The organism is Acinetobacter sp. FDAARGOS_558, from assembly GCF_003937785.1.
Classification (GTDB): domain Bacteria; phylum Pseudomonadota; class Gammaproteobacteria; order Pseudomonadales; family Moraxellaceae; genus Acinetobacter; species Acinetobacter baumannii.
This window is the reverse complement of sequence record NZ_RKJH01000001.1, coordinates 1,091,735-1,110,943: the sequence shown is the minus strand read 5'-3', so window position 1 is coordinate 1,110,943 and position 19,209 is coordinate 1,091,735. Positions and strand designations below refer to the sequence as shown.

General features: G+C 39.2%; 34 protein-coding genes. 14 read left to right on the top strand and 20 right to left on the bottom strand.

What is annotated here, in order from left to right; genetic code table 11:
• Positions 1 to 260 precede the first annotated feature (260 nt).
• The 6 genes from mltB to EGT34_RS05435 form a co-directional block, all read right to left on the bottom strand.
• Positions 261 to 1,262 carry a lytic murein transglycosylase B gene (mltB, locus tag EGT34_RS05460; protein WP_000951088.1) on the bottom strand — a complete coding sequence of 334 codons (1,002 nt, stop codon included), beginning with the start codon at positions 1,260 to 1,262 and terminating at the stop codon, positions 261 to 263.
• A gap of 19 nt (positions 1,263 to 1,281) precedes the next feature.
• Positions 1,282 to 2,424: a rod shape-determining protein RodA gene (rodA, locus tag EGT34_RS05455; RefSeq protein ID WP_125305480.1), complete on the bottom strand. Its 1,143-nt coding sequence runs from the start codon at positions 2,422 to 2,424 to the stop codon at positions 1,282 to 1,284.
• Positions 2,425 to 2,552: 128 nt separating this feature from the next.
• Entirely contained in the window at positions 2,553 to 3,203 is a 651-nt protein-coding gene (locus EGT34_RS05450) for a hypothetical protein (RefSeq protein WP_001115740.1), read from the bottom strand.
• Positions 3,204 to 3,226: 23 nt separating this feature from the next.
• Positions 3,227 to 4,039: an NADPH-dependent 7-cyano-7-deazaguanine reductase QueF gene (gene queF, locus EGT34_RS05445; protein WP_000110163.1), complete on the bottom strand. Its 813-nt coding sequence runs from the start codon at positions 4,037 to 4,039 to the stop codon at positions 3,227 to 3,229.
• Entirely contained in the window at positions 4,036 to 4,809 is a 774-nt protein-coding gene (locus EGT34_RS05440; protein ID WP_001010536.1) for an ABC transporter permease, read from the bottom strand. The genes queF and EGT34_RS05440 overlap by 4 nt, the downstream gene beginning before the upstream one ends.
• The gene (locus EGT34_RS05435; RefSeq protein WP_000128669.1) at positions 4,806 to 5,741 is read right to left on the bottom strand and encodes an ABC transporter ATP-binding protein; all 936 of its coding nucleotides are present in this window, start codon (positions 5,739 to 5,741) and stop codon (positions 4,806 to 4,808) included. Before EGT34_RS05435 ends, EGT34_RS05440 begins: the two co-directional genes overlap by 4 nt.
• A gap of 224 nt (positions 5,742 to 5,965) precedes the next feature.
• Here EGT34_RS05435 and EGT34_RS05430 point away from each other — a divergent pair, with 224 nt between their 5' ends.
• The gene (locus tag EGT34_RS05430; protein ID WP_031974721.1) at positions 5,966 to 7,216 is read left to right on the top strand and encodes a tyrosine-type recombinase/integrase; all 1,251 of its coding nucleotides are present in this window, start codon (positions 5,966 to 5,968) and stop codon (positions 7,214 to 7,216) included.
• A gap of 11 nt (positions 7,217 to 7,227) precedes the next feature.
• On the opposite strand, the gene EGT34_RS05425 is transcribed toward EGT34_RS05430, so the two are convergent.
• From EGT34_RS05425 to EGT34_RS05380, 10 genes are read right to left on the bottom strand one after another with little or no spacing between them, the layout of a single operon-like run.
• Entirely contained in the window at positions 7,228 to 7,404 is a 177-nt protein-coding gene (locus tag EGT34_RS05425; protein WP_031974720.1) for a helix-turn-helix domain-containing protein, read from the bottom strand.
• Positions 7,405 to 7,629 carry a hypothetical protein gene (locus tag EGT34_RS05420; protein ID WP_001288394.1) on the bottom strand — a complete coding sequence of 75 codons (225 nt, stop codon included), beginning with the start codon at positions 7,627 to 7,629 and terminating at the stop codon, positions 7,405 to 7,407.
• Positions 7,626 to 7,838, bottom strand: coding sequence for a DUF7167 family protein (locus tag EGT34_RS05415; protein ID WP_031979451.1), 213 nt, complete (start codon positions 7,836 to 7,838; stop codon positions 7,626 to 7,628). The genes EGT34_RS05420 and EGT34_RS05415 overlap by 4 nt, the downstream gene beginning before the upstream one ends.
• Positions 7,835 to 8,275, bottom strand: a complete 441-nt coding sequence (locus tag EGT34_RS05410) for a hypothetical protein (protein ID WP_031974716.1) — start codon at positions 8,273 to 8,275, stop codon at positions 7,835 to 7,837. Before EGT34_RS05410 ends, EGT34_RS05415 begins: the two co-directional genes overlap by 4 nt.
• Positions 8,272 to 8,880 carry a lambda exonuclease family protein gene (locus EGT34_RS05405; RefSeq protein ID WP_031974714.1) on the bottom strand — a complete coding sequence of 203 codons (609 nt, stop codon included), beginning with the start codon at positions 8,878 to 8,880 and terminating at the stop codon, positions 8,272 to 8,274. The genes EGT34_RS05410 and EGT34_RS05405 overlap by 4 nt, the downstream gene beginning before the upstream one ends.
• Complete coding sequence (bet, locus tag EGT34_RS05400; RefSeq protein WP_000065871.1) at positions 8,861 to 9,619, bottom strand: phage recombination protein Bet; 759 nt, start codon at positions 9,617 to 9,619, stop codon at positions 8,861 to 8,863. Before bet ends, EGT34_RS05405 begins: the two co-directional genes overlap by 20 nt.
• A gap of 10 nt (positions 9,620 to 9,629) precedes the next feature.
• The gene (locus tag EGT34_RS05395; protein WP_031974712.1) at positions 9,630 to 10,691 is read right to left on the bottom strand and encodes a hypothetical protein; all 1,062 of its coding nucleotides are present in this window, start codon (positions 10,689 to 10,691) and stop codon (positions 9,630 to 9,632) included.
• Positions 10,692 to 10,700: 9 nt separating this feature from the next.
• A complete protein-coding gene (locus EGT34_RS05390) occupies positions 10,701 to 10,916 on the bottom strand; it encodes a hypothetical protein (protein WP_031974711.1) in 216 nt (71 codons plus the stop codon).
• Entirely contained in the window at positions 10,916 to 11,182 is a 267-nt protein-coding gene (locus tag EGT34_RS05385; protein WP_000991219.1) for a hypothetical protein, read from the bottom strand. Before EGT34_RS05385 ends, EGT34_RS05390 begins: the two co-directional genes overlap by 1 nt.
• Before the next feature lie 19 nt (positions 11,183 to 11,201).
• The gene (locus EGT34_RS05380) at positions 11,202 to 11,579 is read right to left on the bottom strand and encodes a hypothetical protein (protein ID WP_002064626.1); all 378 of its coding nucleotides are present in this window, start codon (positions 11,577 to 11,579) and stop codon (positions 11,202 to 11,204) included.
• 193 nt (positions 11,580 to 11,772) lie between these two features.
• On the opposite strand from EGT34_RS05380, the gene EGT34_RS21235 reads away from it, so the two are divergent.
• Positions 11,773 to 11,982, top strand: a complete 210-nt coding sequence (locus EGT34_RS21235; protein ID WP_017725179.1) for a hypothetical protein — start codon at positions 11,773 to 11,775, stop codon at positions 11,980 to 11,982.
• Here the strand turns inward: EGT34_RS21235 and EGT34_RS05370 are convergent.
• The 4 genes from EGT34_RS05370 to EGT34_RS05355 all read right to left on the bottom strand — a co-directional run bounded on the left by EGT34_RS05370 (position 11,962) and on the right by EGT34_RS05355 (position 13,703).
• Positions 11,962 to 12,240, bottom strand: coding sequence for a hypothetical protein (locus EGT34_RS05370; protein WP_000742020.1), 279 nt, complete (start codon positions 12,238 to 12,240; stop codon positions 11,962 to 11,964). The two genes, EGT34_RS21235 and EGT34_RS05370, sit on opposite strands and share 21 nt — an antisense overlap.
• A 117-nt stretch (positions 12,241 to 12,357) precedes the next feature.
• Positions 12,358 to 12,687, bottom strand: a complete 330-nt coding sequence (locus EGT34_RS05365; RefSeq protein ID WP_000466648.1) for a hypothetical protein — start codon at positions 12,685 to 12,687, stop codon at positions 12,358 to 12,360.
• A gap of 129 nt (positions 12,688 to 12,816) precedes the next feature.
• A complete protein-coding gene (locus EGT34_RS05360) occupies positions 12,817 to 13,020 on the bottom strand; it encodes a hypothetical protein (protein WP_000370476.1) in 204 nt (67 codons plus the stop codon).
• Between the two features lie 20 nt (positions 13,021 to 13,040).
• Positions 13,041 to 13,703 carry a LexA family protein gene (locus EGT34_RS05355; RefSeq protein WP_000212391.1) on the bottom strand — a complete coding sequence of 221 codons (663 nt, stop codon included), beginning with the start codon at positions 13,701 to 13,703 and terminating at the stop codon, positions 13,041 to 13,043.
• Between the two features lie 113 nt (positions 13,704 to 13,816).
• On the opposite strand from EGT34_RS05355, the gene EGT34_RS05350 reads away from it, so the two are divergent.
• The 12 genes from EGT34_RS05350 (at position 13,817) to EGT34_RS05310 (ending at position 19,209) form a co-directional block, all read left to right on the top strand.
• Positions 13,817 to 14,017: a helix-turn-helix domain-containing protein gene (locus tag EGT34_RS05350; RefSeq protein ID WP_001077694.1), complete on the top strand. Its 201-nt coding sequence runs from the start codon at positions 13,817 to 13,819 to the stop codon at positions 14,015 to 14,017.
• Positions 14,018 to 14,027: 10 nt separating this feature from the next.
• Entirely contained in the window at positions 14,028 to 14,402 is a 375-nt protein-coding gene (locus EGT34_RS05345) for a helix-turn-helix domain-containing protein (RefSeq protein WP_000049342.1), read from the top strand.
• Between the two features lie 85 nt (positions 14,403 to 14,487).
• The gene (locus tag EGT34_RS21000) at positions 14,488 to 14,655 is read left to right on the top strand and encodes a hypothetical protein (RefSeq protein WP_000047869.1); all 168 of its coding nucleotides are present in this window, start codon (positions 14,488 to 14,490) and stop codon (positions 14,653 to 14,655) included.
• Positions 14,652 to 15,545, top strand: coding sequence for a GntR family transcriptional regulator (locus EGT34_RS05340; RefSeq protein WP_000061204.1), 894 nt, complete (start codon positions 14,652 to 14,654; stop codon positions 15,543 to 15,545). Before EGT34_RS21000 ends, EGT34_RS05340 begins: the two co-directional genes overlap by 4 nt.
• Positions 15,545 to 16,870 carry a replicative DNA helicase gene (locus tag EGT34_RS05335; RefSeq protein ID WP_031974927.1) on the top strand — a complete coding sequence of 442 codons (1,326 nt, stop codon included), beginning with the start codon at positions 15,545 to 15,547 and terminating at the stop codon, positions 16,868 to 16,870. The genes EGT34_RS05340 and EGT34_RS05335 overlap by 1 nt, the downstream gene beginning before the upstream one ends.
• 11 nt (positions 16,871 to 16,881) lie before the next feature.
• Positions 16,882 to 17,628, top strand: a complete 747-nt coding sequence (locus tag EGT34_RS05330; protein ID WP_031974925.1) for a DNA-methyltransferase — start codon at positions 16,882 to 16,884, stop codon at positions 17,626 to 17,628.
• Positions 17,625 to 17,867, top strand: coding sequence for a hypothetical protein (locus tag EGT34_RS05325; RefSeq protein WP_031974923.1), 243 nt, complete (start codon positions 17,625 to 17,627; stop codon positions 17,865 to 17,867). Before EGT34_RS05330 ends, EGT34_RS05325 begins: the two co-directional genes overlap by 4 nt.
• Entirely contained in the window at positions 17,864 to 18,040 is a 177-nt protein-coding gene (locus tag EGT34_RS20995) for a hypothetical protein (RefSeq protein ID WP_162830744.1), read from the top strand. Before EGT34_RS05325 ends, EGT34_RS20995 begins: the two co-directional genes overlap by 4 nt.
• Positions 18,037 to 18,342, top strand: a complete 306-nt coding sequence (locus EGT34_RS05320) for a hypothetical protein (RefSeq protein WP_031974922.1) — start codon at positions 18,037 to 18,039, stop codon at positions 18,340 to 18,342. Before EGT34_RS20995 ends, EGT34_RS05320 begins: the two co-directional genes overlap by 4 nt.
• The gene (locus tag EGT34_RS20990; protein WP_162830745.1) at positions 18,335 to 18,484 is read left to right on the top strand and encodes a hypothetical protein; all 150 of its coding nucleotides are present in this window, start codon (positions 18,335 to 18,337) and stop codon (positions 18,482 to 18,484) included. The genes EGT34_RS05320 and EGT34_RS20990 overlap by 8 nt, the downstream gene beginning before the upstream one ends.
• On the top strand, positions 18,477 to 18,857 hold the full coding sequence (locus EGT34_RS05315) for a hypothetical protein (RefSeq protein WP_031974921.1): 381 nt from the start codon (positions 18,477 to 18,479) through the stop codon (positions 18,855 to 18,857). Before EGT34_RS20990 ends, EGT34_RS05315 begins: the two co-directional genes overlap by 8 nt.
• Entirely contained in the window at positions 18,844 to 19,209 is a 366-nt protein-coding gene (locus tag EGT34_RS05310; RefSeq protein WP_031974920.1) for an HNH endonuclease, read from the top strand. Before EGT34_RS05315 ends, EGT34_RS05310 begins: the two co-directional genes overlap by 14 nt.

The window sequence follows — 19,209 nt, the reverse complement described above, 5'->3', positions numbered from 1 at the left end:
TCATTTAGCCAAAGAGCTAAAAATTGAAGTGAACATGCCTAATTATTCACTTTTGCAATTGCTTGATTGGGGTGGATAATATTCATCGCTTACGGAGAGTGTCTAGTCTTTAACGAGAAATAGTTACAAAAAGGGCAAAAACTTACAGTTTTAGGTTAAAAAATAACCAAATATGTAACAAGGTATTTAAAATGTGTGTATTGTGATCGATTTAACAAAAATATTTATTGACTTTTACATAAACTCATCAAAAAGCTAGCCTATCGGCTAGCTACTTCTGTACCTAACAACCATACGGCAGTCGCATACATTCGGCTTTTGTTATAAGTCGTAATTACTTGAAAGTTCGGATAGGTTAAATAGTAAATTGGACCGTTATAGTCTTGTAATTGAATAACATTTACCATATCTAAGTCATCAATTTTGACTAACGGATTTAAAGGGGAAATCCCTTGGTTTTTTAGTGCACCATACGGAGTGGGCTGGGTCAAATCTTTAGCAATGATACTTTCCGGATTTGAACCTGTGTAACGAGCCATAAAACCAATAGGTTGATCGCGTTGCCAGCCTTGTTTTGCTAAGTAATTTGCGATTGAGCCAATCGCATCTTCTGCAGAGTTTCGTAGGTCGATATGACCATTACCATCAAAGTCGACCCCGTACTTACTAATGTTGCTTGGCATAAACTGCGGGAAGCCAATGGCACCTGCATAAGAACCTACAATACTATTGGTTGGATAGCCTTCTTTGTAAGTCCATGCAATGAGAGCAGCTAACTCATCACCAAAATATTCAGCACGGCGTGGGTAGCCAAAAGCTAACGTTGCAAGTGCATCACGAGTAATAAACGAGCCTTTATTGGCTCCATAACCTGTTTCAACACCTAAAATGCCTAGAATAACCGCTTGAGAGACACCAAATTGTTGTTCAGCACGATTGAGAGCATCGGCATATTGGTTTTTAAAGCGGACACCACGTTGAATAGTACCTTCGACTAAAAACATAGAGCGATAGTCGTACCAAGGCTTACTTTCACCAGGGCGAGTCATAATATTTATAATGTTTGGTAAATTTTTTGCACCATTCATAGCGGCGTCAACCTGTTCACCGCTTAAGCCATAAGTGCTCATGGCTTTTTGTTTAAAATTTAAATAGTTAGGATGAGTTACAAAATCATTGGCCTGAGCAAAATGACTTGTGCTAATAAGGCCAGTACACAAGGCAAGCACTTTTAAAGTTTTATTAACAAATTGAGACAACATATCTTTTTTAAATTCCAGATTATCGATGTGTATGAATAGACATGACTAAACCAAAAGTGGCCATTAAAGTAATAATAGCGGTACCGCCATAACTCATAAAAGGTAAGGGAACACCCACTACAGGTAAAATACCACTGACCATTCCTGCGTTTACAAATACATAAACAAAAAAAGACAAACCAAACGCGCCAGCCACTAATCGGCCATAATTGTGAAAGCTTTGTAAACCGATTTGAAATGTTCTAAAAATAATGGCCGAATAAAGAATTACTAATATAAGTACACCAATTAAACCGAATTCTTCTGAGTAAGCAGCAATAATAAAGTCAGTATGGCCTTCTGGTAAGAAGTGTAAATGTGATTGAGTACCTTCGAGGAAACCTTTACCTGAAAACCCACCAGAACCGATTGTTGTTTTGGACTGAATAATGTTCCAGCCTGTTCCTAAAGCATCCGCTTCTGGGTCAAGCAACGTTAATACCCGTTGACGTTGATAGTCGTGTAAAAGGAATTCCCATGCAATTGGAATCACAATAGCTGCACAAGCTGCTGCTGCACCGATCATGCGCCAAGATAGCCCACTCAAGAACAGTACAAAAATCCCACTTGCTAATACTAATAGTGATGTTCCTAGGTCAGGCTGTTCTGCAATAAGTAAAAATGGAACACCAATTAACATTAAAGACAAAATAACCTGCGAGAAGCTAGGAGGAAGAGGTTTACGAGCTAAAAACCATGCAACCATCATTGGCATGCCAATTTTCATAAATTCGCTGGGTTGAACACTCCCGAACCCCGGAATATCGATCCAGCGCTGCGCACCCATGCGAACTTCACCAAAAACCATAACGCCAATTAAGGAAAACAGGCCAAATAAATAAAAATAAGGTGAAAAAGCTTGATAAACCTTGGGTGGAATTTGCGCTAGGCTAATCATGACCAGAAAGCCGATACCAAAGCTCATGGCCTGTTTACTGACGAGTCCCACATCTTGTGCAGATGCACTATAAAGTACCGTTAAACCTAACAATGCATTTAGGAATAAAAATAGGCATAACCAAGGGTCAATATGAAGCTGCTGCCAGCGCGAAGGTTGCATGGCAGTACTAAGGCCATCTCGAGGAGCTTGGCGTAAAAATTTATATTGTGGACTAGGAGACATGCGGCTTTAACTAAAGGTCAATCAGTGCTTGGCGCATGCTAACATAAACCTGATTTATGACAATGTATATCAATATTTTGCAATAAAAAAACCTGGCTCTCACCAGGTTTCCGATAGACTATTTTTTATTAGTTAAAGAATAGTCCATCATGATATTCAGCCATCGCTTTTAGTTCAGTGCGATTTAAACTTGGAATGAGTTTGTCGATCGCAATATGAACTGCTTTAGTTACAGCAGCAGCGCCAATATCGGCTGCTTTACGCTTAATCATGCCTAAATCTAATGTTTTATTAAAGTCAGACATAAAATGTCTCACCATAGCATCACCGAACTGTTTATATAGTTCTGCTAATGCTGCTTTATTAATGTCATTACCCGCTTGAAGCTCGGCAAAATTATGCTTCAAATTGGTAACTAGGCCAGCATCTAAAGCTACGCCAACTTTATATTGGCCTTGCGGATCTTTAAATAAGCTTTTCTCTGAAAACTCAACTGACTGTTTAACCACATCGTTTGGCGCTTTACTGAGTAATTGCTTTAAAAGCACGGCAACTGTTGATTTGACATAACCAGCTAGTTTTTCGGCAGTATCTCTTTTTTCACTCGCTGGGAAATGTTGTACTAACTGAGTAAGTACATTTTCAATAATTTCTTCATTGAGTTGTAAAGCGATTTTGTCTCGAAGTGGATATAACGGTTCACTAGAATTTTTATTCGCAATTCCAGTCTGTATATCGTTCAATAAGCCTTCAGAAGGGGTAAAACCAAAAAACGGCATGGTGTATCCTCAAATTATTCGTTTTATTGTCGTGCCAATCGAATCGGTTTTGGCATCCATGTAAGATCCGATACTCGGCAAGGATTGATATCAAGTCCACCGCGGCGAGTATAAGTTGCATAAACCATCAGCTTTTCAGGTTGCAAATTTTGCCAAATATCGGCAAAGATTTGTTCGACACATTGTTCGTGGAAACCGTTATGCTGACGGTACGAAATAATATAGGCTAAAAGACTACGATAACAAGGTTTTTTGCCCTTAAAACGAATAAAAACTGTCCCCCAATCCGGTTGACCCGTGACTGGGCAGTTACTTCTCAAAAGATGAGAATACAGTTCAACTTCGATTTCTTCATCTGACTCATCAAGTTTTAAGAGAGTAGCATCAGGATGTTGTTCTAAACGCTCTGGCATAAGATCATCAATACAGATCCCTTGAGGTTTAGAAATCTCTAAATCATCTACTTGAAATAGGGTTAATTCAACTTTTGCACCAGCCGCGGCAGATAGATCTTTTTCAACTGTTTCAATGAATGACTGTTTAGAGTCGAACTGAGTGAAGTTAAGACTATTGAAATAAAGTTTTAATGACTTTGATTCAATCAAATTCGGTGAAGAAGCTGGCAGTGTAATTCTGCCGATAGCAACCTGTGGAATACCATGAGCATTCAACCAAGAAATTTCGAAAACGTGCCACCAATCTTTACCTTGGGTTATACCTTCGATATGAGCATATTTTTCACGAGATTGAGCACGTGCAATTGGAAATAACACATCGGGTTGATAGCTAGTTGGATATTGGGTTTCTTTGCCCAATAAAGACTGTTCGACACTCATTCACGCATTCCTGAACCACGAGCAAGTAAATAATAAGCAATTCCGTAAAGTACAGCACAGCATAATGTCACAATGATTAAAGAGAACGAAACGTTCACGTCACTATGACCTAAAATGCCGAAACGGAAAGCATTTACCATATAAACAATAGGATTAATTAAAGAAAGTTTTTGCCAAAAAGGACCAAGTGCACTAATGGCATAAAACACACCACCTAAATAGGTAAGTGGAGTAAGTACAAATGTTGGAATAATAGAAATATCATCAAATGATTTTGCGTAGACTGCATTAATAAAACCGCCTAAAGAAAATAAAACGGATGTAATTAATACTGTATATATAGTTACGAACCAGTTATGGATAAAAAGATCAGTAAAAAACATACTCATCGCGGTAACGATTGCACCAACCAAGACACCTCGACAAATACCCCCAATAACATAGCCCCATAAGATAATATGTAAGGGCACAGGGCTCATAATCAGCTCTTCAATGCTTTTTTGAAATTTCACACTAAAGAAACTCGATGATACATTGGCATAACTGTTGGTAATGACAGCCATCATGATGAGGCCAGGTACAATAAATTGCATGTAACTTACGCCACCCATTTCACCAATACGTGAGCCAACCAAATTACCGAAAATGACAAAGTATAAACTCATGGTAATTGCAGGTGGTAATAAGGTTTGTGGCCAAATGCGTAGAAATCGGCGTACTTCTTTACGAACTAGAGTCCAGAGGGCAATTTGCAGTTGGTTAAAGTTCATTTTGCCGCTCCTTCAAGATTTTTCTCGACCATTTTGACAAATAGCTCTTCAAGACGATTCGATTTATTTCGCATGCTGCGAACACGAATACCTTGTGACTCTAAAAGTTGGAATAAATCATTTAATGTATGTGCTTTATCCATTGTTACTTCTAAAGTACTACTATCAATTAAGTTGAACTTCACACCAATAATATTGAGCTGGAGTGGGGCAATAGGTTCAGCCAAATCAAAAATAAAAGACTCTTCACTCAGCTGGTTTAAGAAACTTTTCATGCTGGTATCTTCTTTAATGACACCACGGTCAATGATGGCAATTTGACGACACAACATTTCTGCTTCTTCGAGATAATGTGTCGTTAAAATAATAGAAGTACCGTTTTCGTTCATTTCAGTCAGAAAATCCCACATAGAACGGCGTAACTCAATATCTACACCTGCAGTAGGCTCATCTAAAATAAGAAGTTTAGGCTCATGCATCATGGCACGGGCAATCATAAGACGGCGTTTCATACCACCTGACAGCATACGTGCTTGTATATTACGTTTTTCCCATAGGCCCAGTTTTTCTAAATAATGTTCTGCGCGCTTTTCTGCAATCTTTCTATGGATACCGTAATAACCAGCTTGCGTTACTAAAATATCAAATGCTTTTTCAAACTGCCCAAAGTTAAATTCCTGAGGGACAACGCCAAGCTGCTGTTTTGCCAAGGATGGATGAGTGTCGAGATTATGTCCGAAAATCTCAACTGTTCCTGAGGTCTTTTTCGTGAGGGAGCTGATAATACCAATGGTTGTTGATTTGCCGGCGCCATTTGGACCTAACAACGCATAAAATTCACCTTCAGGCACAGTGAGGTTAATACCTTTTAACGCCTGAAAACCATTACGATATGTTTTGGACAAATCTCTTAAAACCAAAGCATCAGTCATGAAATTCTCACATTATGAAAGAGGGGTATATTTTGAGCGATAATGATTAATAAACCAAGTAAAATAGTCGGAATTTTATAAAATTGAGATAAATTTATGAAGTTATTATATATAAAATGGTGCGCTCGGCGCGCTCACGAAATGCAACATAAAGTAGTGTTTTAAAACAGTAAAATGTTATGTGTTGTGTGATCATACCGTATAAATTACCGTAAAAGACAAAAATGCCTAAAATTGTACCTGCACTTACAGACTCTAAAATAAAGTCTGAAATCTCAAAACATAGGAAAGATGTTGAGAAGAAAATTCTCAAGCTATCCGATGGTGGTGGATTATACCTTTTAATTGATAAGAAGGGTGGCACATCATGGAGATTTGACTATACTAGACCAATTCTTAAGAAGCGTAACACTATTTCAATTGGCCCATATCCAGAAATTACGTTAGCAATTGCTCGTCAATATCGTGAAGAGTTTAGAAGTCAAATAGCACAAAATATTGATCCGGTTGAACAGCGAAAACGTGAGGCTCAAGTTAAAAGAAGAAATTTAATTTCTACTTTTTCCGCCGTTGCGGATGAGTTCCGATTAACCGAAGAAATTACTGAAAGAACAAAACAACGTAACAAGGCTATTTGGGAAAAACTTTATTTAAGTATTGGCTCAATCCCTATTTCTGAAATTACAGCATTACAAGTCCTAGATGCCTGTAGATTGTATGAAAACCAAGGAAAATATGACTCGGCAAAACGGATGCGTTCAAAAGCCAGTCAGGTCTTTAAATATGCAATTGTACTGGGGCTTTGCCAATATAATGTAGCTGACCAGATATCAGGGATTTTAAAATCTGGTACTGTTAATCACTACGCAGCTATTACTGATGAAAAAAGACTGGGTCAACTACTTTTAGATTTATCAGAACCAAATTTAAATGGTTCTATTATAGTCTATTATGCAACTTTAATATTGCCATATGTTTTTGTTAGACCTGGTGAATTACGCTGGGCAGAATGGGATCAAATTGATTTAGATAAAGGTCTTTGGGCTTATACACCACCAAAAACCCAAAATAAAACCCACTTAGAACATGTAGTTCCTTTGGCAACACAAGTCGTTGCACATCTTAGGGAGCTTTATAAATTAACAGGTAGTCAAAGGTATGTCTTTGCTTCTATGACTAAAGGTAAACCTGTTATTAGTGAGTCAACTATTAATAAAAGGCTTAAGTCATTTGGATTTGCGAATGGTGAAACAACTGGGCACGGTTTACGTGCAACGGCTCGTACTTTATTAGATGAAGTACTTAATTATCCAATTGAACGTATTGAAATGCAGCTTGCACACCAAGTAAAAGATATGCACGGAAGAGCCTACAACCGGACGAAATATTTAAAAGAACGTACCGAAATGATGCAGGCTTGGGCAGATTATCTAGATAAATTAAGAGAAGAAGCAAGAGTTGTAGCAACACAATAAGAAAACAGGCCTTATTTTATTAAGGCCTGAATTTTATCCTTATATTTTTCCAAAAGTGATTCTGGGAACTCAACTCTTGTTGATCCACCTAACTTAACTTTTTTTAACTCGCCACTATTAAACATTCTATAAATAGTGGCCTTAGATAAGTCGGTAATTTGCATTGTTTGATTAACAGTGAATAACATTTACCCCTCCTTACTTTCCGCTTTAACTTCATCTACATATTCAATTGCATCTTTCATGCTGAGAAAGCCGCATAACTCTTCACTACAATTTTCATTTTCAAAGACTGTATATGCGAAGACGTTACTCTCATCTATTTCGATAAATAAGCCTTTGTAAATGAACCCAGTAGTCCGCTTGGAGATAAAGAGCTTTACGTCAAAATAAGCCATATCAAATTCACTCATTCCACCCAGCCTCCCAAATCTAAATAGTTTTGACTCCAATCATTAGCGCAATCAGAAATAAATGTTTCCTTTTGCAGTTCATCCATTGCATTCCAGTCATCTTCACCAATGAATTCACTAAGAGGGTAGAAATCTTCCTGAGTGGCATTTGCAATACCAATTGCCATATGAAATCGAATTTTTAAATCTTTAAATGCTTTTTCACTCATCCCTCAGCTCCCGATTCGGTTTCCAGCTTCATTGCACCTTCTTCTGGATACTCACTTATATAAACGTAGTAACCACTGCCGCTATGAGCTTCCTCAAACCAAGCAATTGTTAATTCAGTTTCTAAAAGTTCTGGATCTTTGTTTGGTGCACCAAAGTTTGCTGCTGCATATAATTGCTCACAGGTTAAGTAAATCTTTTTCTCCGGCACCGTCTGAGCTTTGGCTTTTTCTAGCCCTGCATCACGATGCTTTGCACATCTGAGCCAAGCATCCCAACGGCTATTCATGTTGCTTATTTCTTTCTGAGCAATTTCAGAAGGATTGTTTGATCTAGTCATAAACAGTTCATGCTCATGACTAAAAATAATGTCTCTTCTTCCTTTGTAATATTGGAAGGTATTTAGAAAAGCCTCTCTTTCCTTATTCAAATCTGTCATGCTGCCACCTTCAGTGTTTTTATTGCGTCATCTATAGCTTTGTTGAAGTTGCGAACATCTTGCTCTAGTGCTTCGATAGCCAAGTCTTTCGCAAACACACGAATAATGATGATCTGTAGTCCTTCTGGTAAACGTGGGTCATAGCTCACAAAGTCACACCATTCACGACGAGTACAAGCCAATTGACTAGTGATTTGAGGGATGTACTCATCTGGCACTTGCTTAGTCAGCAAGGTATTCAAATGCGTTGTAGTGTCTGGGCACTTAACTTCGATTTGACCATCTTCATTAACAAGCCCATCTGGTGAAGCCCCGAACATTTCAATGAAAGGGTGGTCAATTAAACCTGTTCCAACTACAAAGTTACCTGTCTCATTTTCATAAGCTGCAATTGCATGAGGCTCGTTGTCGATACCCCATTGCATTACTGAATTAGTTGGGATTTCCTTCTGAACGCCAGTGAGGCGCTCAGCTAGAATTGTTAAACCCAGTGCATTTAAAGCTTTACCTTTATTAGGCTTTGCATTTAAATCCTTTACACGGCTTGCTGTGACTTTGCCACAGCGTTCTGAATGCCAATCTTCACTACGCTGGAGAATGTTCATACACTTGCCCTTGTGGTTGATCAGCATGTTGTGCTGCTTCTTTCAATGACGCACTATGTTTAGTCCAGAAGTATTTTTTGCAGTCACCTTGCGGTAATTCAGCGTAGCCAGTTTGCAAAGCTTCTGTACCTTCCATGGCCAAAGCGCGCATGTTGTCTAAATGTTGCTGCTCATAAGCTTCATAACCTTGAGGAAGATCTGAACTAACGGTCTGAACGGTAGGGATATGACAATCATCAATACGACGAGCTTCGTCTTCGTCATAAATACCTGAGAATCCAAAAGCAACACGGGCACATTGAATTAAAGCCTTATGACGTAGCATCCGTTTTGGGTATTTTTTCCAAGGTTCTGAATTACCCTGACACTCGGATAAATACTCAGTCACAACAGTAGGGTGGTTGCGGTCTTTACGGAAAATCTTGCATGTGCATGATTCATCATCTTGTTCAAACTGGATGCCATCACATACAGGATTGTCATTAATAATGCGCGCCCATCCATCAATACCAACAACAGGTGTGATGCCGCCACCTTTGGCAGGGAATGCATAAATTTCTTTTGTAAAAGGGTTTAGCTTGTACTGGTTTGCAACAATTAATAGAGAGAGAAATTCATCATTTGTTGCTTTCTTAAATACTGTATTAACAAGAGTATTTGCTAACTCAGCAGGATCAACATCTTGCATATTAAAAGCTGATGCAATCTTGCTAACTTGCGACAAAACAATATTACTCATCTTCTAATCCTCAAAATTTAATAGATACGTGTGGAACTAAGCCTTTATTGATTGCTTGCAAAATCTCTTTGCTTTTTGCTTCATCAATACCCAAAGCCAATAAACCTTTAAGTGCTTCATTACAGATCTTTTTACGGTGAGCTTGGTTTGCTTGGCGCGCCTCATCTGCTTGGCGTTCAGCCTCTAGCTTTGCTGCTTGCTCAGCTTCAATACGTTTGCGTTCTGCCTCTGCTGCATGTTGTGCGCGTAATTCAGCAGCTTCTTTTTCAGCCTTTAATCGAGCTTCGCGTTGTTCTGCCTCAGCCTTTTCACGTTCTGCTTTAGCAATAGCTTCTTGCTTTTCACGTTCTACACGTTCGGCTTCTTCTTTAGCTTTACGCTCCGCTTCTAGACGGACTCTTTCAGCTGCTTCATGTGCAATACGTTCTTCGTGTTCACGTTGTAAACGTTCTTGTTCAGATTTGCGAAGACGCTCTAATTCAGCCTGTTCAGCTTCATATTTTTCACGAGCAGCTAGGGTGGTGCGTAGAAACTCCAGAGTTTCGTATTTGGCAATTTTTGCCTGTTCCTCGAATTCCTCGAAAGATGAATCAATGACAATTTCTTCAACATTTCGAATCACACCCTTTAGCCAAACACTATCTTTATCTGCAATAACGGCAGTTTTGTAGAAATTGATAGAAAGAATACTTTCTTCATGCTTCGCTACGCGGTCCTTCTCTGCCTGCTCCCAAGCATCACGTGGTGCCAAAATCTCATCGCGCAAAGAATCAAACTTCTTAACAATTGAGATTCGATCATCATCAATCACTTTGATTTGAGCTTTTTGTTCAGCTACTAATTCTCTTCCACATTTCTCAATAAGAGTTTTTGACTTACTGATTTTCAAAGCAAGCGAACCAATCGCATCACGGCCTTTCTTAGTACTTACATCTGGCACATGAGAACGAACTTCTTGAGCAATACGTTCATACAATTCATCAGTACCACCACGTTTAGCGAAAGCCGCTACAATTACGTTTTGTTCTAATACTTGTAATTCATTAACTTGTGTATTTACTGGCGCATTCATAATCTTCTCCTAATTATTTTCTACTGGTCGTTGTTCGAGTGAGTCTTTCCAGTCTTCTTTAGGCTCAGATCTATAACAAAGAACAACTTCATCAAGTTCCTTAACTAACCACTCATTGCCCCACATAAAAGGTTTAGTGGTGTAGCAACAAGTCAACCCATTTGCATCAGTTGCAGCCCAATTGGCTTCTACTGGAATGGTTGACCAATCGTATTTAGTCTCCATCACCCACCTCTCAACTCATTTCTAATTTCTGCTAATCTTTTTAACGTTTCACTTAAGTAGGCGATTTTTGTCTTAATAGAAAACTGATCACCTAGCTCTAATTGGATTTGTTCAGTACCTCGGCCCACATAACGCAAGTGAATCCAATTGCCGCCATCAGTGATGACTGTATCTTTCTCACTAGAAAGTGGGAGCAGGGCATTTACAGAATCTTTAATAAGAGCTTGAAGTCTTGATACTTCGATAATTTCAGGATGTGCATTCATGACATTCACCATGGAGCGCTTAAATGCGCTCTCTAATCCCTGATTCGATAAGATCTTTAATCTCAACTACATCCAAACGATCAACGTAAGCCAATACCTCGCCATCTTCGTCATAAACGCGAATGTCTTTAATCTCGTTAATTTCAACTTCACGCCAAGCTTGATAGCCGTTGCCATCAATTGAGTACTGAGCATCAAAATCAACTTCTAATGTGAACTTTTCATTTGCAGTTTGAAGTACTGCTTGTTCATTTTCAGGGTCGATTGATTCAACTTTGAAAGGAGCTGCAACCGTTACAGGTTCTTTGTTAGCTGGGGTAAATGCATAAGCAGCAGTTAGAGCACTAACTACTCCTACGAATCCCATGGATTTGACTATGTTGGCTTTTATGTTCATACTTATCTCCGCATTTGATGCAAACCGCCTAGACTCTGACCCCTATGGCGGTTTTTGTTTGTCGATGAGATAAATATCGCATTTCCGATATTATTAGTCAATAGGGAATCCGATATTTTTATAGAAATTCCGATTTTTTGTGTTTTAATAGACAAAAGAAAACCCACACGGGGTGGGTTGTTTGGAGTTTGTTATGGGCGAGAAAAAGCAAGAGTATGCAATTATCCCAAAGGGTAGTTGTGTAAGCATTATGGGGTGTCGCATCACCTTAGCGGAGGATACTAAGGTTGAGGGTAATCAAGCTAATATTGATTACATCCTCAAAGATCAAGAAAATTTTAACAGAGGTATTGGTGTTGTTGGTGGGGCTTTAAGTAATCAATTAAAAGAAAGTGGTCTTTAATGGATCAACTAATTTTTGCTCAACATTATAAGAAGCCCAATCATTTAGATCAATTTTAGCAACAAAAATTGTATCATCGTGATCAACATAAGATTTTAAAAAATCTCTTATCTGTGATGAAGTATAAGTGGTTTTTACAATAAATTGAGACAAGGTTGGTTTAACCCAGACCGTTCCCGACAGAGCATCGATACCCTCTTGAAGTCGAGTATAGTTTTTAATCTTATGTAGATCGTATGTAATTGAGTATGCTGCCATTTATTTTCTCCACCCGATCTGTTGTAAAGACTGTGTCGGGTTCACAGTGAGTTTATAGATATGAATAATGAAAGCAATTATCTGATAATGGCTATGAGTCTAGTAATAATAGCAACGTCACTTCCTGCAATTTACTGTAACCTCATGGTCGTTGGAATGTGTTATGGCGCAGCGCTTATACTCATTATTGCCTCCATAAAACTGAAAATAAAAAGATACAAGAATGGCGATAATTGCTAAGGTTTGAGATACAAATGCATTCGGGTGGCGTTTTATTGAATTAATCAGGAATATGAAAAAGCCAACATGGTAGGATAATAATTTAGCCGCCCAATGACGATATGGTTCTCTTACTACTGTAATAATTCCAGTTGCAGGGTTACTATCAATTAGTCCTGGATCTCCTTTGTACCAAGTCTTAATCTTTTTTACTAATTCTCCAAACATATGTTATTCTCAACTTATCAATTATCTTGTGATATTGGTGGGCGCAAAGGCTAATGCTGCCAACATTAGTCAATCCAAGACCTTCCTAAGCTTGGGTGGAAAGACCGACTTACTATCGGTCTTTTTTTATTATTTAATTTTCTGCCCCAACTTTCCTTCTTTTACCAACTGCACAACTTGCTCATTAGTAAGCACAGGAATAAAGACTTTGTCGCCAATATCTTTAGAAAGAATCTTCACTTCTTCGGCTGTTAGCACCAAAGCTTCACCATGTTTCGCAGCATCATTGATGCGAGCAATAATCTGGTTGATTGGTAGTTTTGAATTGTCCATATATCACCTAAAACCTTAATTTAACTTTTTCTAACACGCTTTGGACGTGATCCGCCTAATGGTCTAAATGCATCAATAACTAAGCCTACGAGCTCCATACCATCTTCAAATTCAATAATATTAGGATGGAAGTTGGGGTTTAATGCTTGCAAGTATTTGCGCTGGTCGCTTTCAATTACAAGCTTCTTAAAGGTTGCGTCTGAATTATTTCTAACAACGATGAGGTCATCAGCGATTAGATCGCAAACTTGATAGTTTGGATTAACTAAAATGTAGTCTCCCTCTTCATATCTAGGGGAATTACTTACTCCAACTACTCTCAAATAAAAACAACCATCTGGATCATCTGCACTAAGTGGTGGCAACCATTCATTTATTTTATTAGGATCGATAGCTTCTACTGATGTCATTGTCCCTGCCTGCACCCAAGAAAGAACGGGAATTAGTTTTTTAGTTATAGGCTCAACATTATTGTCAAACTTACTGACAATTCCTTTTTTTAGCTCTTCTGCGGTAACACCAAGTGCGGTAGCCAGCTCAAGTATAGAGCCTGTCGATTTCGCATTACCTGTCTCAAGGTCAGAAATTACAGACTGTTTGACACCTGACTTCATAGCCAGTTCTTTTTGAGTCATTTTCTTAGCTTTGCGAATTGCTTTTAAGTTTTCGCCCAAAGTAGCCATAAATTTGTCCATCGTTACTACTATCGGAATTCTGATACATATTTCAATCGGTTTGGCTATTGTATAAATATCGGAAAACCTATATATTTAATAAAAATTATCGGAGACTTCCCATGAATCAATGGCAGAAGATGATCTCTGAGTTAAGGGAAAAGGGTCTTACTCAGACATTCATAGCCACAGAAATCGGTTGCTCACAGAACTACGTTAGTGATTTAGAGCGCGGGTTATGTGGGAAACGCCTTTCATATGATCTAGGAAAAAAACTAGAAAACTTATGGAAGAAATATTGTTCAAAACAATTAACCGCTTAGGAACTAAACCATGAGCAAAGTATCAACCGAATTGAGTGCAAGGGCTAGAAATGAAGTTTCTAGAGTTTTGCAAGCCCTTGCATCAAGCAATCAAAGTCAGGTTGCTGAACAGTTGGGGATTGATCCAAGCACATTATCACGAATGAAAAATGATAGAAAATCCAATGGCTTGACTGAGCTTGAGAACTGTTTAGTGCTGTTGGACATTCTTGGATTTAAGACTGTCCTCAAGAAATATCGAATGATTAGCGAGGAAAAACTAAATGCGCTTTTTGTGATGTCAAAAGCGTGGATGGAAAGCAAACAAACAATTGACGATCTTTTTCAAGATGACATTGAAGATTTCGGCATGTGTTTTGAGCTTGGATATAAAGAAAAAGCCTGATCTCGTAAATCAGGCTTAGTGTTCAAACAAGGTGGATTAAATGAACTATTCAATATTAGCAGAAACAGTAGAGAAGGGGAACTAGATGAGTAAAACCACTTTTAAATTTATTCAGTGGTACGAATCTAAGTACCCTGAGTTTGTAAATCGATATGGAGCTTTAAAACGCTTATATGACTCTGATTTAGATAGTTTCTTCATTGAAGAAATTGATGAGCTGTATAAGGAATTTAAGCAAGGTGGTGTTGTATGAGCTTATACACCACAGGTCATCCGGTTGTAGACAAAATTGCCAGCCTCAATATTGAAGGCAATGTCATTCCTGCTAATTGGTTTAATACTTTCAAATTGGAAAATGGAAAGCCCGATACAAATGCGGTCATTTTGCTTTCAGAAATTGTTTATTGGCACCGTCCGACTATTGTCCGTGATGAAGATTCTGGGCATATCGTTTCGGTAAAGAAAAAATTCAAAGCTGATTTATTGCAACGCTCATATCAGAGTCTAGCAGATCAATTTGGGTTCTCAAGGAAGCAAGTTAAAGAAGCATTAGATCGTCTTGAAAAGTTCGGCGTGATCAAGCGTCATTTCCGCTCTGTAGATGTAAATGGTCAAAAACTTAGCAATGTTTTGTTCATTGAATTAGTTACCCATGTTCTCTTTGAAGTGACCACCCTCCTAACTTCTACGGTAGGACCCTCCTCACTTGAAAGTCATGACCTCCCACCCTACAGGGAAGACCCTCCCCACCTGGAGGGTGACACATATACAGAGAATACTACAGAGATTACTACAGATAGTAAGTTAAGCACGGCTGAGCTTGAAAAAATCTTGAAAGGGAAGAAACCATGTGAAGCTCTTGTCGCTATCGGTTTAGATCTTGAGGTTGCTAAACGATTCAATGAATACCGTAAGACCCTTAAAAAACCATTAACTCTTGATGCTGTGATCAAGCATTACCACGAAAGCTGCAATGCAGGGATTTCAACTAATGATGCAGCTCGTATTGTTTTGAGTGAATCGTGGATTGGGTTTGCTAGTCGTTACAACTGGAAGCCAGCATTTGAAACTTTGAATGGTTCTGCACAACAACAAACACCAGCAGATATGAAAAATGCTGATCTTAATTATGGAGATTGGTAATGAGTTCTGATATCCAAAATATTTCTATTGAGCAGAGTGTTCTTGTTGCACTCATGACAACAAGCAACTCACTTGAAGTAGTTGCAAACGATTTGACTGAGGAACATTTCTTCGCTGGACGACACAAAATCATTTATCGCGCCATTGTTGAGTTATCAAATGCTGATATGCCGTATGACGCAGTATTCGTTGGCAAGCATCTACAAGAAAGAAATCTGCTTAACGATATCGGCGGTGAAGAATATTTAATTCAACTTAATAGCGCTATTGGTAGTGTCCATCACCTTGAATACTTTGTCGCAGAATTAACTAAGTTAAAAAACCATCGTGAAGTTGAAGGTATTGGTTTAGCTATTGCTGGACGCGCTAAAGACTTAACAGTAAGTGACATTTACCTTGAAGCTGAGAACCTATTCAGCACTTCAAGCAGCACCTTAGAGGCTAAGCAGACTAGTTTCGATTTCAATCAAGCACTAGAAAAAACTCTTGAAAGATTCGAAAAGAAAATTGCTCAAAAAGAAGATAAGGGCTTCATAGGTGTCCAGTTCAATATTCCTCATCTTGATAACCTTCTTGGCACAATCGAGAAAGGACATTTTTGCGTAATTGGTGGTCGTCCGGGTAGTGGCAAGTCAACACTCGCGCAGATGTGTGCAATGCAAACTGCTAAGCGCTACAACATGCCTGTTTTATTTATCTCTGCTGAGATGGACACACCAACCCTAACCAACCGCATGATCTCAGCATTAGGGCATATCCCATATAACAATCTTCACAACGGGGAAATTTATGACGGGATGTTTGAAAAGCTTACTGGCACGATAGCTCAGTTCCGCAACCTTCCAATTTTTATTGAAGAGAAGCAGAAGCCAACAATTTCTGAAATCCAAAGCTATGCGCGTAAAGCAAAACGCAAATACAAGGCTATAGGCTGCATCATCGTGGACTACTTGGGTTTAATCCGTGACCCATCTAAAAAAGATCGCGTTCAAGAAGTTGCATCAATTAGCCGTGATTTAAAAGCTATGGCTAAAGAGTTTGATTGTCCAGTAATTGCATTAGCTCAACTCAACCGAGCAGCAGAAGGACATAAACCTGTTGCAAGCGACCTTAAAGACTCAGGTCAAATTGAACAGGATGCAGACCAAATTATCATGGTCCACCCATTACTCGAAAAAGAGACAAATGCACCTACAGGTGTAACTGAATTAATCATTGCTAAAAACCGTCACGGGAAGCGCGGATCTGTAAAGGTTCAGGATCGCTTAGATATTTGTCGTTTCGTAGGCATGTCATTTCCAGTGGAAGAGAGAGGTGCAGCGTGAAACATAATCTTATGTTAGGCGATTGCCTCGAGCGCATGAAGGAAATTGAAACGGGTACTGTGGATATGATCCTTTGCGATTTGCCATACGGTACCACTTGCTGCAGCTGGGATGCCGTTATTCCGTTTGAGCCACTTTGGGAACAGTACGAACGAGTAATCAAAGAGAATGGCGCGATTGTCTTATTCGCTGCGCATCCATTCACGGCAGTACTTGCAACATCAAACCTAAAGCTATTCCGCTATGAGTGGATATGGGAGAAGCCAGCAGCTACAGGATTCTTTAATGCTCAATTCCAGCCATTACGTGCACATGAAAACATTCTTGTGTTTTACAAAGCTAAACCGACATTCAACCCGATGAAAACTTTTGGGCATGAACGTAAAACAGCTAAGCGTAAAGACATTGGGTCAGAGCATTACGGCAAGCAAGTAAATATCAAATCTTATGACTCAACAGAGCGGTACCCACGTTCAGTTCAGTTATTCAGTAGTGATAAGCAAAAAGCTAATTTCCATCCAACACAGAAGCCAGTTGCTCTTTGTGAGTACTTGATTCGCACATACACAAACGAAGGCGAAACAGTTCTAGACAACACAATGGGAAGCGGTACCACTGGTGTTGCTTGTGTAAATACAGGTCGTTCATTCATTGGGATTGAGCAAGAGCAGAAGTACTTCGAAATAGCACAAGAACGTATTGCTCAAGCAGGTACCGAGAAAGACATGCAGCCTGACCTATTTGGAGAAGCGGTATGAAGCAACACAGCACAGTAGAACAATTCGAAAAAATGGCTTTGGTTTTAAAGAACTCAATTGAAAAACGTGGCAAGACTTCTATCTCGGATATTCAAGAATGGATCGGCTGTAATTATTCAAAATCAAAACGCTTCGCATTCCAATTAAGAGAAGCCGGTTATTTGCAATCTGATAATGCACGACCAATGGGACTCAAACCAACCGACAAGGCAAAACAACTATTTTGGGTGGCGATATGATCGAATTTGTAGATTACAACGCAATGATGAAGCTCCGCAGAGATTACAACCTCGGTACTCGCAATAAAGAAACAAGAGCAGCAGCGAACCTCTATGAGAAATTAAGAAAGCTGAAAATGCTAGACCAGTTTAAGCAGGAAGCCATGACAGGACATGACGGAGAACAACAATGAAACCAGAACATTTTATTCGTGAGTTTGGGGTAGAGAAGGCGCGAGAGGTTGTTGAGGGTGCGCCAGAAGGGTACAAAGGATACAACGTTGTTATTAACCAATACACAAGAGGGGTTTGGTTTAGTAGGGATGTGATGCTTTCAGACCTCAAGCGTCTCGTGGAGTCGGTTGATTTAGTAGATAGCTTAGGTGGATTAAAAGCAGCACGTTCAGAAGCTCATAAAGATTGTTTTGTATATAACCAGCCATTGCTAGCTGCTATTGCAGCATACGAATCAATATACGGAGGCGGGGATGAGTAAATATCAACAGGAAGTTGCAGTACTTCTTATCGCCAGTGCAATTCTTTATGCGGGATTTAAGACAACGTTTATCGGTGTTGTTTGTTTGATTGGGTATCTAGCGTTTGTGTGGTCGATGTTTAAAGGAGCCAGCCATGAGTGAGTTTAAAGTTGGTCAAATACTTGTTAAGCGAAATACTTTTAACCAGCCTAGCAAGTCAACTTCATTGTGGAAAGTCGTTTACGTATATACAGACGCAGTTGAGGTTGTTCCATTAAAAGATGGCAAAGAATTAAAAATGCTACAGGGTATTTATGGTTCAGCAATGTTCAATCCAGCAACCACTGAAGAAATCGCAGTAGGCCACCGCATTGACATGCCTTCTCTGCCTAAGCCAATTGGGAGCTTACAAGAGTTACATCCAGAGTTTGCAAAAGTCTTGCACGAGAACTTTCTAGAGTTGCTAGGCGACGACTTCCCCATAGAAAACCGCATCAGCCCGCTTTGTGAGGTGAAAGATCATGAGGCTAAATAAAAAACAACGCGAAGAGTTAAAACAGAAGTATGACGGCCATTGTGCCTATTGTGGTGAGTTGCTCGGTGACAAGTGGCATGCAGATCATCTAGTTGCAGTAGTCCGTGACTTAACTACAGGAAAGCCTGAAAAACCTGAAAACGATACATACGAAAACTTAATGCCAGCATGCACTGCTTGTAATCACAACAAGCGTTCATTGTCTTTAGAGTCTTGGCGCTCTCTTCTAGCGCACTATCGTGATATTCAAGTGCCTCGTGACTGCTCTCAGATACGCCACTTAATGCGCTTTGGATTGGTTGAGTTCATCCAGAAGCCTGTGACCTTTTACTTTGAATCAAAGGATGTTTGA